The 12,753-nt window shown below is 46.3% G+C and carries 16 protein-coding genes; 3 read left to right on the top strand and 13 right to left on the bottom strand.

The features are described 5' to 3' along the window. The first annotated feature begins 19 nt into the window (after positions 1 to 19). Complete coding sequence (locus tag AC8GFU_RS01725; protein WP_506626783.1) at positions 20 to 1,297, top strand: magnesium transporter MgtE N-terminal domain-containing protein; 1,278 nt, start codon at positions 20 to 22, stop codon at positions 1,295 to 1,297. A gap of 12 nt (positions 1,298 to 1,309) precedes the next feature. After that, positions 1,310 to 1,807, top strand: a complete 498-nt coding sequence (locus AC8GFU_RS01720; protein ID WP_506626782.1) for a DUF1003 domain-containing protein — start codon at positions 1,310 to 1,312, stop codon at positions 1,805 to 1,807. Here the strand turns inward: AC8GFU_RS01720 and AC8GFU_RS01715 are convergent. The 9 genes from AC8GFU_RS01715 to AC8GFU_RS01675 all read right to left on the bottom strand — a co-directional run bounded on the left by AC8GFU_RS01715 (position 1,775) and on the right by AC8GFU_RS01675 (position 7,928). Next, complete coding sequence (locus tag AC8GFU_RS01715; protein WP_506626781.1) at positions 1,775 to 2,896, bottom strand: Mrp/NBP35 family ATP-binding protein; 1,122 nt, start codon at positions 2,894 to 2,896, stop codon at positions 1,775 to 1,777. The genes AC8GFU_RS01720 and AC8GFU_RS01715 overlap by 33 nt on opposite strands. Next, positions 2,893 to 3,201, bottom strand: coding sequence for a twin-arginine translocase TatA/TatE family subunit (locus AC8GFU_RS01710; RefSeq protein ID WP_506626780.1), 309 nt, complete (start codon positions 3,199 to 3,201; stop codon positions 2,893 to 2,895). Before AC8GFU_RS01710 ends, AC8GFU_RS01715 begins: the two co-directional genes overlap by 4 nt. 18 nt (positions 3,202 to 3,219) lie before the next feature. Beyond that, positions 3,220 to 4,341, bottom strand: coding sequence for a S1C family serine protease (locus AC8GFU_RS01705; RefSeq protein WP_506626779.1), 1,122 nt, complete (start codon positions 4,339 to 4,341; stop codon positions 3,220 to 3,222). A gap of 12 nt (positions 4,342 to 4,353) precedes the next feature. Beyond that, the gene (locus AC8GFU_RS01700; protein ID WP_506626778.1) at positions 4,354 to 4,980 is read right to left on the bottom strand and encodes an O-methyltransferase; all 627 of its coding nucleotides are present in this window, start codon (positions 4,978 to 4,980) and stop codon (positions 4,354 to 4,356) included. Continuing rightward, positions 4,980 to 6,455, bottom strand: a complete 1,476-nt coding sequence (locus AC8GFU_RS01695; RefSeq protein ID WP_506626777.1) for a leucyl aminopeptidase family protein — start codon at positions 6,453 to 6,455, stop codon at positions 4,980 to 4,982. Before AC8GFU_RS01695 ends, AC8GFU_RS01700 begins: the two co-directional genes overlap by 1 nt. Before the next feature lie 31 nt (positions 6,456 to 6,486). Continuing rightward, positions 6,487 to 6,666 (bottom strand): DUF3117 domain-containing protein, encoded by a 180-nt coding sequence (locus AC8GFU_RS01690; protein ID WP_445860428.1) that lies wholly within the window; start codon positions 6,664 to 6,666, stop codon positions 6,487 to 6,489. Positions 6,667 to 6,759: 93 nt separating this feature from the next. Then, positions 6,760 to 6,954: an RNA polymerase sigma factor gene (locus tag AC8GFU_RS01685; RefSeq protein ID WP_506626776.1), complete on the bottom strand. Its 195-nt coding sequence runs from the start codon at positions 6,952 to 6,954 to the stop codon at positions 6,760 to 6,762. A 9-nt stretch (positions 6,955 to 6,963) separates the two neighbouring features. After that, on the bottom strand, positions 6,964 to 7,398 hold the full coding sequence (locus AC8GFU_RS01680; RefSeq protein WP_506626775.1) for an SRPBCC family protein: 435 nt from the start codon (positions 7,396 to 7,398) through the stop codon (positions 6,964 to 6,966). Further along, entirely contained in the window at positions 7,395 to 7,928 is a 534-nt protein-coding gene (locus AC8GFU_RS01675; protein ID WP_506626774.1) for an LOG family protein, read from the bottom strand. Before AC8GFU_RS01675 ends, AC8GFU_RS01680 begins: the two co-directional genes overlap by 4 nt. Before the next feature lie 30 nt (positions 7,929 to 7,958). Here AC8GFU_RS01675 and dapD point away from each other — a divergent pair, with 30 nt between their 5' ends. Further along, positions 7,959 to 8,876: a 2,3,4,5-tetrahydropyridine-2,6-dicarboxylate N-succinyltransferase gene (gene dapD, locus AC8GFU_RS01670; protein ID WP_506626773.1), complete on the top strand. Its 918-nt coding sequence runs from the start codon at positions 7,959 to 7,961 to the stop codon at positions 8,874 to 8,876. Here dapD and AC8GFU_RS01665 read toward each other — a convergent pair. From AC8GFU_RS01665 to AC8GFU_RS01650, 4 genes are read right to left on the bottom strand one after another with little or no spacing between them, the layout of a single operon-like run. Further along, positions 8,826 to 10,097, bottom strand: a complete 1,272-nt coding sequence (locus AC8GFU_RS01665) for a SpoIID/LytB domain-containing protein (protein ID WP_506626772.1) — start codon at positions 10,095 to 10,097, stop codon at positions 8,826 to 8,828. The two genes, dapD and AC8GFU_RS01665, sit on opposite strands and share 51 nt — an antisense overlap. Continuing rightward, entirely contained in the window at positions 10,090 to 10,893 is an 804-nt protein-coding gene (locus AC8GFU_RS01660) for an ABC transporter ATP-binding protein (RefSeq protein WP_506626771.1), read from the bottom strand. The genes AC8GFU_RS01665 and AC8GFU_RS01660 overlap by 8 nt, the downstream gene beginning before the upstream one ends. Continuing rightward, complete coding sequence (locus AC8GFU_RS01655) at positions 10,871 to 11,710, bottom strand: ABC transporter permease (protein ID WP_506626770.1); 840 nt, start codon at positions 11,708 to 11,710, stop codon at positions 10,871 to 10,873. The genes AC8GFU_RS01660 and AC8GFU_RS01655 overlap by 23 nt, the downstream gene beginning before the upstream one ends. Further along, entirely contained in the window at positions 11,707 to 12,717 is a 1,011-nt protein-coding gene (locus AC8GFU_RS01650) for a glycosyltransferase family 2 protein (RefSeq protein ID WP_506626769.1), read from the bottom strand. The genes AC8GFU_RS01655 and AC8GFU_RS01650 overlap by 4 nt, the downstream gene beginning before the upstream one ends. Between the last annotated feature and the right edge of the window lie 36 nt (positions 12,718 to 12,753).

Raw genomic sequence — 12,753 nt, 5'->3', positions numbered from 1 at the left:
AGAAAGGTACCCTTATCCCATGAGCGGCAATCTCTTAAACCGAGTATTTCTCGCCCGTCTTGCAGGTACCGCGGTCTTTGACCCTAATGGTGATCCAGTAGGAAAGGTGCGAGATGCTGTCGCGACCCTTCGTTCTACAAATCAACCACCACGAATTCTGGGATTAGTAGTTGAAGTTCCATTGCGTCGCCGAGTTTTTGTTCCGATTACACGAGTCACGTCAATTGAAAGTGGTGCAGTTGTAATTACTGGTTTAGTAAACATGCGCCGCTTTGAAACCCGTCCAGGTGAAGTTTTGGTTTTAGGCGAGATGTTGGATCGCTCAATAACTTTGATCGACAATGGTGAAGCTGTTGTTGTTGAAGACATGGGCATGGAACAAACCCGCACAGGTGATTGGTTAATCAATCGTGTCCACATCATGCGTCGTGGCCGTGGCCTGCGTCGTAAAGGTGCGACATCAACTGTTGCATGGGAAGAGGTCACAGGTTTTGCAAGCACTGAACAAAATCAAGGTGTTGCAAACTTAATGTCCACCCTTGCAAATCTCCGTGCAGCTGACCTTGCTGCCGTGTTGCAGGACCTTGCACCTAAGCGTCGCATTGAAGTTGCAAGCGCACTTGATGATGAGCGTCTTGCAGATGTTTTGGAAGAAATGGATGAAACAGATCGAGTGGCACTTCTTGCCGAGCTCGAAGGTGAGCGCGCAGCAGATGTTCTCGGTGAGATGGATCCTGATGACGCAGCAGACTTACTTCGCGAAGTTGGTGAAGAGCGTGCAAATGCACTTCTAGATTTGATGGAACCAGAGGATGCTGAAGATGTTTTGCGCCTGATGAATTACGAGGATTACTCAGCTGGCGGAATGATGACGACAGAGCCAATTGTGCTGACCGCAGATTCAACTGTTGCTGATGCACTTGCCGCTGTTCGCCAAAAAGAGATTTCTCCTGCCCTTGCTTCACAGATTTATATCTGTCGCCAGCCAGTTGAAACTCCAACAGGTCGCTTTATCGGAGTCGTTCATTACCAGCGTTTGTTACGTGAACCGCCAGCAACTCTGCTTGGCTCAATCGTTGATACTGATTCCAAGGGTGTTAATCCAGATGCATCCCTGCATGAGGTTTCTTCATACTTAGCTAGTTACAACATGTTGTCACTGCCTGTAGTTGATGCAAATGAGCGTCTGCTGGGCACAGTAACCGTTGATGACGTGCTCGATCACTTGTTGCCGGAAAACTGGCGTCATGATCACCGCGAAAATTCACCAGTCGCATTCAAAACAGAGAATTTGTAAGGAGGTCGAAAAATGGCACGTAACAATGGATTAGATACTCCTCGCGAGACTCGTCGTTCTCTTCGCCCAAATTACGATCCTGAAGCATTTGGTCGTCTCTCTGAGCGCTTTGCGCGATTCTTAGGTACTGCACGCTTTCTTGTTTACATGACCTTCTTTGTCATGTTCTGGGTTTTGTGGAACTCAGTAGCACCTACAAATCTTCGTTTCGATGATTATCCATTCATCTTCTTAACTTTGATTCTTTCTCTTCAAGCATCATATGCAGCACCTCTAATCTTGCTTGCACAAAACCGCCAGGCAGACCGCGATCGTATTCAGCTCAATGAAGATCGTGCACAGAATGAGCGTTCTATTGCAGATACCGAGTACTTAACTCGCGAACTTGCTGCATTACGTAATTCGTTGGGTGAAGTTGCTACACGTGACTTTGTGCGCAGTGAACTTGCAGATCTTGTTGAAGAGCTTGCAAAAGAGTTACGTCGAGATACCCAATCGGACTCCGAGTAAAGATTTACTTCGCTTAACAAGTTTTTCTGCGATCTCTGAAATAGCAACCGCTGAAACTGAAGTGGGATCTGCATCAACAATTGGCGCACCCGCATCTCCACCGGTACGAAGAGCTGGACTAAACGGAATCTTTCCAAGTAGTGGGACATCGCTGCCTACTAGTACTGATAATCGGCGAGCGGTCTCTTCTCCCCCGCCTTCGCCAAATAGTGACATTGGCTCACCACAAGATGGGCAAGGAAATTCAGACATGTTTTCAATAACGCCAATGACATGTTGGTGAATTTGGTGAGCGATGCGACCAGCACGTTCAGCAACTTCAGCTGCAGCAATTTGTGGGGTTGTTACAACCACGATTTCAGAGGTAGGAATTAACTGTCCCAATGAAATCGCAAGATCACCTGTTCCAGGTGGCAAATCGATGAGCAAGAGATCTAAATCGCCCCAGTACGCATCTGACAACAGCTGCTCGAGAACACGGTGCAGCAATGGCCCACGGTAAGCAACGGGATCTGAGCGTTCAGGCTTAAACATCTCCATCGAAACGGTCTTTACGCCGTAGGACTCAAGCGGAATAAACATCTGATCGATCGCAGTTGGTCGCTGCCCCATCAAGCCCATTAAACGTGGAATTGAGTGGCCATAAACATCGGCATCCAAGATTCCAACGCTCAAACCCTTTTTTGCGGCAGCAACTGCAAGATTTGCAGTAACCGATGACTTTCCAACTCCGCCCTTACCTGAAGCGATACCAACAACACGTGTTAATGAATCAGGCTGTGCAAAGGGAATGAACTTTTCGCGACCACCACGAACAATCTTCTTTACATTGTTGCGTTGTTCTTCAGTCATTACGCCAAAGGTTAAATCGACTGATTTAACACCAGCAACAGATTCAATTGCAGTCGTTACATCTGTACGAAGTCGATCCTGCATTGGGCAAGCTGAGATCGTTAACAAAACCTTTACTGTGACCGCGCCATTGTTTTCTGCTAAATCTTCAACCATTCCTAAATCGGTAATGGGATGACGAAGCTCTGGGTCTTGTACCTTTGATAAAGCTTCGACTAACTGGTCAGTTAAACTCATAACAAATCTGGATCAATCATTGCTGTTGGACGATTTACTTTTGCCTTTGGAGTTCCTTCATCCAACAAATCAGCAACCTGCTTCTTCATAAAAGTCTTTGGGTTCAAATCCTTCGGTTGTAAATCTTCAAAGCCTGGCCCTAGGTTTTCACGAAGCTCTGCAGTTGCAGTTGTTGCAAGACCGCGAATCTTCTTAACCCATTGGGCAGCTTCTACGGCCAGCTTTGGCAATCGTTCTGGACCAACCAGCATCATGCCCAAAATCGCAAGACCAAGAATCTCGCCAGCACCGATGTCGAAGAACATGGCGTTAGCCTACGGCAATTACTTCTTGGCTGCGATCAGTGTCAGGGTGACCGATTTCTTTACGCCATCACGCAGGTAGCCAAGGGTTACGCGATCCCCCACATTTTTTGCTCGAACAGCAACAATCAACTCTTCTGGCGAGTAAATCTCTTTGCCATCAATTTCGATAATGACATCACCGCCACGCAATCCCGCCTTTTCCGCTGGACTTCCGGCCAGGATTCCCCGACCAGATGTGGAGATCTGAGCTCCATTTTCAGCGTAATTCATATTCAGAGATACGCCTACAACCGGATATGTGGCAACGCCATTTTTGATTAATTGATCCGCTGTTTTACGAGCCTGATTAATCGGAATTGCAAAACCCAATCCAATTGAACCTAATTGAGATGTTGTACCCAGTGACGCGATTGCAGAGTTAACTCCGATGACTGCACCGGTTGCATCAACTAATGGTCCACCGGAATTACCGGGATTGATTGCAGCATCTGTCTGTAAAGCGTTGATGAATGAACTCTCAGAGCTTGATTCGCCAGCTGTTACAGCACGATTCTTTGCGCTAATAATTCCTGTGGTAACAGTTCCTGTTAGTCCAAGTGGTGAGCCAATAGCAATTACAGAATCTCCCACAGCGATGGTGTCGCTATCTCCAAACTGCAATGCCTTTAATCCTGTTGCTGTAATTTTTAAAACCGCTAAATCATAGGAAGCATCGCGGCCAATCACCTTGGCTGAATAAAATCTTCCATCATTCAAAGAGACTTGAATACTTCCACCGTTTTGTGCCGCTTCTGAAATTACATGGTTATTAGTCAAAATGTAGCCGCTGCTGTCGATAATGAAACCTGAACCAGTCCCACCACCATTTAAGGTGCGAGTGCTGATTGAAACAACAGATGGCAAAACACGTTGTGCAATTCCTGCGACTGAATCTGGGGCACGTTCAATAGTGCTGGTTGATGAAACCAATTGCACTCGATGAAATAAGTCTCCACCAGAGGCGTTTACTCCAAGCACTCCACCGATACTTCCGGCCAAAACTGCAACGAGAATTACATTGCCCTTGGAACTCTTTGCAGCAGGTGGTTGCCACCATGCAGCTGATGCCTGTTGATTGCGCGCTTTTCTTGGAAAGATCATTTCTTTATTCTGCTATATCTTGGTTGCGACTAGTAACCCATCGCCGACTGGAATGAGTGAACTCACCCAATGCTCTGAATCATTTTTGATTATTTTCCCAGCATCCCGAAGGGCAACGGTCTTTGGATCGCGCTGGGCTGCATCGCTGACCTTGCCTCCACCGTAGTAATTATCAATAACTAACGCTCCCCCGCTACGCAAAATGCGATGGGCTTCGCTAATTACATAACTCAAGTCTTCAGGGTTGTGGCGCAATACAACTAAGTCATATGCACGATCTGTTAACTTTGAAATGACATCAAGAACAGTATTGGTAATAAGGCGATAACGGCTTTGTGCAATATCTGCTTCGGCAAAGGCTTGTTTTGCAATTTGAGTATGTTCCATCTCGTCATCAATAGATGTCAGAGTTCCGCTTTCGAGCATGCCATCAAAAAGCCATAAGGAGCCAACACCAGAACCTGTACCAACTTCAACTACAGATTGCGCCTTTAATGTGAATGCTAGGTACCGTAAAAATGCACCAGATCCTGGAGTTGTATCAACTGTTCCAAGTTCTACCCCACGTGCACGTGCTTGAGCTTTAAAGTAATCCTCGGTGATGAAATTTTCAGCAAAGGTATGTGGATCAACTCTCATCACAGTGAGGTAATCCATTCAGTTAGTAAACGAACACCAAATCCTGTTCCACCCTTGGAATTTTCGCCTGCATCAACTTCACTTCGTGCTGTTCCAGCAATATCTAAATGGACCCAGCGGCGAGTTCCGACAAAGTTTTCAAGGAACAAAGCTGCGGTCACTGAGCCAGCAGAGAACTTTCCCTTATCAGCTGTGTGATTGAAGTCGGCGATATCGCTGCGCAGAGCATCCTTGTAATCATCGACAAGTGGCATATGCCAAACGCGATCACCACTTACTTCGCCAGCCTTTGAAAGTTGCGCCGCTAATGAATTGTCACGTGTGTACATCGCCGCATATTGGCGACCTAATCCCAATGTTGCCGCACCTGTAAGGGTTGCAATATCAACTAAGTAATCTGGATCCAGATTTAAATCGGCAAACGCAAGTCCATCGGCAAGAACTAAACGTCCTTCAGCATCAGTATTAATCACTTCAACAGTGGTTCCGCCGTAATGCTTAATAACATCGCTGGGGCGTTGAGCGGTCCCAGAAATAGCGTTTTCAGCCATCATCATCAACGCTGTTACGCGGACATTTGGTTGTAAATCTTCAAGGGCGGTTAATGTTGCAAGGATCGCTGCCGATCCTGCCATGTCACTTTTCATCGCCATCATGGTGTCGTATGGACGCTTCAGTGAAACTCCACCTGTATCAAAGGTAATTCCTTTGCCAACTAACACAATATGCGGGAGCGCTTTTAAGGACTTCTTCTTAGATTTTGGTTCGTAGGTAACTTGAACCATTCGAGGGCCAGGTTTTGGTGAGGAACCACCAACTGCGCGAAGCCCACCAAACTCTTTGAGCTCTGCTCCTGCTAAAACTTTAACCTTTAAGCCGGTTCCCTTTGCAAATAGTTCAGCCTGCTTACCCATCCATGCTGGGGTCTTTATATTTGCAGGGGTATGAATTAAATCGCGAGCGCGACAGATTGCTTGTGCAATCGATGCTGCTTCTTCGATTTGCTTCTTGTCCTTTGAACCAACAAGCAAGGTTGGCTCTTCTTTTTTCTTATCTGTTTTTAAATTCCACACCCAAGCACCAAGTGCCATAGAGATTGCATGAGCACGTGCATCCTTGAGAGCACATGCTGAAAACACAGTTACCTTCTTGCCACGAACTTTTCTTCCGATTGCAGCACCTGCGGCACGAAGTGATGCTCCACTTTGATCTGCAACTGAGACTAAATAGAGACGATCAGTTTCAGAATCTGGCGCACTTACAGGAATTTCAAAAAGCTCTCCGGCTTTTCCGGCAGGTGCGAAAAATGAAAGTTCATCATTGAGATCTAAACCAAAGAACTTTTCTATCTCTGCAGAAAATGGCGAGATAAATTGGAAAGCTCCATCATCTGTTTTGAAGTAACCAACAGCGATTGCGTTGGCAGATGAGGCCGCCTTGATTTCAAGGGGTGAGAACATTGGTAGAGCTGACATGATTGGTAAGGCTAGTGCCTTGGAAAAGAATTTACTTCTTAACGAGAGCAACTGCGGCGTGTAGCGCAGCACTGAGGTTGTTTGCCTCTTCAGCGTTCATTTCGACGACTAGACGTCCGCCACCTTCAAGAGGGATACGCATAACCAATGAGCGAGCTTCCTTAGTAACCTCCATTGGACCATCACCAGTGCGGGGTTTCATGGCTGCCATGTGGGGACTCCTCTTATCGGTTGATTACTGTCTTTGAAGCAAGGGGGTAAGTATCTCGTACAAAGCACCTTTGTGCGAAATCGAGAATGCTGGTTAGAGGCCCAATAGCGCGCTCAATCGAGCCTTTCCTTGCTTAATAATCGCCTCAACTGAGCGTTCTGGAACCCCAAGCATTGATGCGATCTGGGAGGCTGACATTGATTTGAGATAGTGCATCGTCAAGATGATGCGCTCTTCTTCAGGTAACGAGGCAAGCGCGTCAGCCAATGTCTGCGGTTGCTTGCTCACTCCCGAAGTTTACTTGCTTTGAGTCAGCTGACGGCTGAGGTTGGCAAGTGAGAGCCGCACGCCAGCGTATAAACCTGGTGCAAAAAGTAGGAATAGCGCTCGCGGAGCACGAATCTCTTCTGACCAATCAAATCGGGTCGATTGCGCAGTGATCGCACTTAATTGAAAACGACCGGTTCCCTTAATGATTTTTCCGGTGTGCAACACATCGCAAATAAATGGAGGTTCCCAATTTGTAACCTGCATGTGGTCCATTACGCCAAACTTTCCGACCCCAGTGAAAGCAGCGATTGTTGTACCAACACCTTCGCGAATATCTGAAGTTACTTCAACTGTAGTTTGCAACATCCAGTTGCCTTGTGACTCCCAATCAGCAAGTGATGCCCACACCTTTTCAATAGGTGCAGCAATCACAAGACTCATGGCAATGTGGTTGCTTCTCATGCACCACATGCTTTCAATGCATCCTCAACAGTTGTAGTCCACTGAACAATTTCACGCATTCCTGGCTTGATGAACTTTTCATCTTCAAGATGGACAATCAATTCATGTAATGGTGCATAAATACCAAATGGATCCAAGATTACAACTGGCTTGGTGTGAAACTTTAAGTAGTGGCCGACCCAAATCTCAAAAAACTCTTCGAGCGTTCCGGCACCGCCAGGCAAGGTAATAAATGCATCTGAAATATCGGTGATCATGTGTTTGCGTTGTCCCATAGTTTCAACAACGTGCAGTTCATCATTGTCATGATCTGCAAACTCAATATCCACCAAGGCTTGAGGAATAACGCCAACTGTCTTGCCGCCACCATCTCGCGCACCACGGGATACAGCGCCCATCATTGAAATGTGCCCGCCACCAGATACCAACTCATTCTTGGTCGAGGCAATCCCCTGACCAAGTTCATAAGCAAGCGCTACATACTTGATATCGATCGTTGGTGATGAGGAGCAGAAGACGGCAATACGCATGCGGCTAACAATAGAGGCTAGGCTTAGGACATGACGACCATCGCATCTGGCCACGGAATCGCAACCATCTCGCAAGGAACAATCCTGGATGTTTGGTTCCCCAATCCATCCTTGTCCTCGCATTCTGGTTCTGTACCCGCCGAGCTAACCGCTCTTGCAATCGCTGATGAGACTCGCGGCGTTACACGCGAAGTTGTTTCACTAGAAATTGATATTACAAAAGCTCCAGCAAATGCTGCAGATGCCTATCTTCGCTTGCACTTACTGTCTCATCGACTAGTAAAGCCACACGGAGTTGTACTTGATGGAATTTTTGGATTGCTGAGCAATGTTGTGTGGACTTCTGTTGGACCTTGCGCAGTTGAAGGTTTTGAAATGACTCGCGCGCGACTTAAGGCTGCACACGGCCATGTCACTGTCTATGCCGTAGATAAGTTCCCACGCATGGTTGATTACGTCGTTCCAAGTGGTGTTCGTATTGCCGATGCCGATCGGGTGCGTCTTGGTGCACACCTTGCATCTGGAACAACTGTTATGCACGAAGGTTTTGTTAACTTCAACGCTGGAACATTGGGAACATCAATGGTTGAAGGTCGAATTTCAGCTGGAGTAATTGTTGGCGATGGCACAGATGTTGGTGGCGGTGCGTCGATTATGGGAACACTCAGCGGTGGCGGAAAAGAAGTTATTTCAATTGGCGAAAAGTGTTTGTTGGGTGCTAACTCAGGACTTGGAATTTCACTTGGAGATAACTGCGTTATCGAAGCAGGTACTTATATAACAGCAGCGGCAAAGGTTAAGTTGCCTGATGGTGAAATCGTAAAGGCCGGCACACTTTCTGGTGCAAGTAATCTTTTGTTCCGACGTAACTCTCTCGATGGTTCGCTAGAGGTTGTATTACGGACTGGGACTTGGGGTGGGCTCAACAGCATTCTGCATGCTAACTAAATCAAAGTAAGCAGATGGAATAACTGTTCGACTTCTAAAGGTTTCTCCGCGTAAAGTTTTTACTACTCCAGTGCTAGAAGTTGCTTGAATCATGGCAACAGTACTGCTGGTATTTTTCGAGAGAATTTCAAGGCTTACAACATCGGGTAACACAAAGGCCTTAGCAACTACAGCTTGAGTAATTGTTCGATCCCACTGATAAAAACGAGGGTTCATAACTGGATCTAGTCCTGCAGGATCTGCAACTGTTTGGGTATAACTTTTTTCGCTACCCCAAGCATTGACAGCGGTTTCTGTTAACCCACCTGAAGAGCTTGTAAAGTAGGCGGCGATCGGCTTTCCCATTTGGGTAATTGTTAATCCTGCAGTGTTTGTGACCGCCGCTTTCCAGAATTGGCCCCACCCTTTTTCAGTTTCTTTGGCGTATCCCAAGAAGGATTGATCAGAAATTTCGCCGTACAAATCGCAGTCACATGAGGCTCGATAAATACCAGCTTTATTCATCGCATAGGTGCGTGAAGCAATTGCTTGAGCCTGTAATGCCGCCTCTGGCCATGATGAAGGAACTTCGCTTACGCCCCATAAGTACTCATCAGCTAGCCGAATAGAGTTTGTAACTTCAAGTCGATAACCAAGGGCGGATGCTTTAACCGCTCTAAATTGCATCTGGCCGTAACGGTATCGCTTTGTCGTACTTGTGTGAGTAAGTGAAATAACACCATCGACACCAGCTAAATAGCGTGTACCACTCCAACGCACTGTAAAAACTCGATTGCGAGGAATGCTGATTGTTTTCTTTCCAGTTACAACGCTGGGAACAACTGTTGAACCAAGAATCGTAAAATTAAGTGAGCTCTTTAAGGCAACGGTCGCTAATGGAATTTGATCCTGGGCATCTCCAATTTCACCGCTGAAGATTTGCAAAGTCGCATCAGGTGTCACTGTTGCCATCTTTGCAGAAGTTAACAAGTGACCGATGTTTACTCGCAAAATCTTTGAATCATCTAACGGCTCAATTGCTATATCTTTGTAATAGTACGAAAGGATTGAAGCGGCTGATTCGCCAGCAAGCGCCTTTGCCTTTGCGCCAATCTGACTCATTCCAACCCCGTGGCCATATCCAGCTCCATGAATTGAAAAGGTTGCAGGAATATCTGCGGCGGTTGATTGTGGTGAAGCGATCAACGCAATGAGCGTTGCAAGAAGTAAGGGCTTAAACATCCTCATCAATTGCTGCGCTCTTTCCAAGATGTAAAAACTCTTGATATGCATCAATAACGGCATTTGGTTCGCCACGTTGAATTAATTTGCCCTTGTGAAGCCAAGCAACATCGTTGCACGTATCGCGCAATGTCTGCATTGCATGGCTTACTAAAATCAAAGCGCGATCATCGCTGCGAAGTTCTTTTACTCGGTTCAGGCTCTTCTCTTTGAACTTGGCATCACCGGTGCTAAGCGCCTCATCAATAATCAAAATATCTGGACGCACAGTTGCTGCTACCGAGAATGCTAAACGCGCATACATTCCCGATGAATAGGTGCGCATTGGTGCATCAATTGCATCACCTAGCTCTGAAAACTCTGCGATCTCATCAAAGTGACCAGCAATTTCTTCACGAGACATTCCCGCTGCTAATCCCCCAAGAAATACATTGTCTCGGCCTGACATTGATGGGTTAAAACCAACGCCCAGCGCTAACAATGTGCTGACAGAGCCATAGACCTCGATGCGACCTTGTGATGGAGGCAAGATGCCGGCAACACAGCGCATCAACGAGGATTTTCCTGCGCCATTAGTTCCGATAACACCTAATACATGTCCGTACTGAACATCTAAATTAATGTCATCAAGGGCGCGAACAACGCGAGTTTGTTTTGTACCGCGACCCAAAGATTTAACCCGTGATTTTAAAGTTGGCTTTTTATCAATTGAGGTCGTGTAGGTAAGTCCTACTCCACGGATTGAAACCGCGAGCTCATTGGTGATGTGTGAATTAGAGACGGACAGCGAACTCACGCTCCCTCGACAAGAAGAAGTAAGTGCCCAGGAAGAAAATTCCTGTTGCCCAAGCAAGACCTTGCAAAAGGCTAGACATCTGCGGAGCTTCTCCTTGAACCATGGCACGAGACCATGAATCCAAGATTGGGAAAAGCGGATTGAAAATTTCAAGCGCGCGAAGGTTCGGCTTGAGCGCTGATGCTTCGTAAAGAATTGGCGACAAGTACAAAAGAGTTCGGGTTAGGTATGGCAAAAAGCTTGCAATATCTCGGAAGTAAACATTGATACATGAAATAGTAATTGCGAGCGCGAGTGACAAAAACACCGCGATAAACAGAACTGGAATCCCCCACAGCATCTGCCATGTAAATGTGGATCTAACAACCGCTTTAATGACGATAAATACAAATAATGTTGGCAAGAACTTAAAGACAGCAATTACAACTGCAGATAAAGGCAGCATGATGCGAGGAAAAGCTGTGTTAAGAATTAATCGTTGTCCGGCAGTAACGGATTTAACGCCACCTGTAAGACTGTTTGCGACTAAGTAAAAGAGGAAAAGACTTGCTGTCAGATGCGCATAACGTGCGCTATCTGTCGCTCCACCAATAATGACAATCAAAATAAAGTAAACAGCAGATAACAAAAGCGGATTAAGTACCAGCCACAATTGGCCGAATACTGAATCAAAGTGTTGTTCGCGAAGCTCTGATTTTGAATACTCAGCGATGAATGTTCGGCGTGACCACAAAGACTTCCAATAACGCCCTAATTTAGGCAGTCCAGCCCTAAATGGCTCATAGACCTGTAAAGGAAGCTGTGCTGGCGCGCTCACGGATGCAAGGTTACCGCAGGGGCCAGAGACTTAGGCGATGTAAGAAATCCAAGCCCCCATGAAATATGCATTGTTAGCAAAATCGAAGGTAAACAGACAATCTCACCCACACTTTTACCAATTCGTGCAGATGCCAGAAGGATAAACACCGCATATACAAGGGCGGGAATAAATAGAACTGGTGAAAGCAACCAACCTAATAACAAGGAAAGAGTTGTCGCTGCAACTGTGAAAGGTGGCGCTAAATATCTGTAATTAATTGTTCCTTGGTGTCGGCGAGAAACCACTCGTCTCCAACGACCATATTCAAAGTACTGCTTAGCTAATGCTTTTACTGTAGATCGTGGTCGATATGTAACGACTAGACGTGGATCAAAGTAAACAACTCCACCTGATTGTCGTAATCTAAAGTTCAGCTCCCAATCTTGAGCACGGGTAAATCGCTCATCAAAACCACCGACTGCAAGTAATGCTTCCTTTCTAAATGCTCCTAAATAAACGGTGTCAACTTCTCCAGCTCCACCACCTGTGTGAAATCTTGAGGCTCCAACGCCTAACGGGCTTCGCATTGCACGAGCAACAGATTTTTCAAAGAGCGATTGCCCTTGTGCTGCCATTACTCCACCAACATTTACCGCACCTGTTTGCTCAAGAATTTCTGAGACTAACTGGCAATAGTTGTCAGGAATATTGGCGTGACCATCAACGCGAACAATGATCGAATACTGAGAAGCAGCGATTGCTCGATTTAATCCCGCAGCAGTGCGTCCGGTTGGATTATCGACAACTACAACTCGTGGATCGGCATTATGTAATCTCTGTGCAATCTCAGCTGTTTTATCCTGGGAAGGTCCGATCGCCAGAATTACTTCAAGTTTTCCATCGTACTTCTGAGCAAGAATCGAATTCACAGCATCCTCTAAATACTTCTCTTCATTGAGGACAGGCAGGATCACCGAAATTTCTCGCTTCGGTGAGCCATATAACGCGTTCGCTGATGTCGACATAACGCGCACACGCTATCGCTCAAGTACTCTCTGACA

This window comes from Planktophila warneckei (SeqCode), assembly GCF_965234675.1.
GTDB classification, from domain to species: domain Bacteria; phylum Actinomycetota; class Actinomycetes; order Nanopelagicales; family Nanopelagicaceae; genus Planktophila; species Planktophila warneckei.
The sequence above is the reverse complement of the archived record's forward strand: the minus strand, read 5'-3'. Positions and strand labels throughout refer to the sequence as shown.

Excerpts from the sequence above, each read along its gene's own strand:
- AC8GFU_RS01675 (WP_506626774.1), bottom strand. The coding sequence starts at position 7,928 with ATGCGTATTGCCGTCTTCTGCTCCTCATCACCAACGATCGATATCAAG.
- AC8GFU_RS01690 (WP_445860428.1), bottom strand. The coding sequence starts at position 6,666 with ATGGCAGCCATGAAACCCCGCACTGGTGATGGTCCAATGGAGGTTACT.
- dapD (WP_506626773.1), top strand. The coding sequence starts at position 7,959 with ATGACGACCATCGCATCTGGCCACGGAATCGCAACCATCTCGCAAGGA.
- AC8GFU_RS01705 (WP_506626779.1), bottom strand. The coding sequence starts at position 4,341 with ATGATCTTTCCAAGAAAAGCGCGCAATCAACAGGCATCAGCTGCATGG.
- AC8GFU_RS01720 (WP_506626782.1), top strand. The coding sequence starts at position 1,310 with ATGGCACGTAACAATGGATTAGATACTCCTCGCGAGACTCGTCGTTCT.
- AC8GFU_RS01715 (WP_506626781.1), bottom strand. The coding sequence starts at position 2,896 with ATGAGTTTAACTGACCAGTTAGTCGAAGCTTTATCAAAGGTACAAGAC.
- AC8GFU_RS01665 (WP_506626772.1), bottom strand. The coding sequence starts at position 10,097 with ATGTTTAAGCCCTTACTTCTTGCAACGCTCATTGCGTTGATCGCTTCA.
- AC8GFU_RS01700 (WP_506626778.1), bottom strand. The coding sequence starts at position 4,980 with ATGAGAGTTGATCCACATACCTTTGCTGAAAATTTCATCACCGAGGAT.
- AC8GFU_RS01695 (WP_506626777.1), bottom strand. The coding sequence starts at position 6,455 with ATGTCAGCTCTACCAATGTTCTCACCCCTTGAAATCAAGGCGGCCTCA.
- AC8GFU_RS01725 (WP_506626783.1), top strand. The coding sequence starts at position 20 with ATGAGCGGCAATCTCTTAAACCGAGTATTTCTCGCCCGTCTTGCAGGT.
- AC8GFU_RS01650 (WP_506626769.1), bottom strand. The coding sequence starts at position 12,717 with ATGTCGACATCAGCGAACGCGTTATATGGCTCACCGAAGCGAGAAATT.
- AC8GFU_RS01710 (WP_506626780.1), bottom strand. The coding sequence starts at position 3,201 with ATGTTCTTCGACATCGGTGCTGGCGAGATTCTTGGTCTTGCGATTTTG.
- AC8GFU_RS01680 (WP_506626775.1), bottom strand. The coding sequence starts at position 7,398 with ATGAGAAGCAACCACATTGCCATGAGTCTTGTGATTGCTGCACCTATT.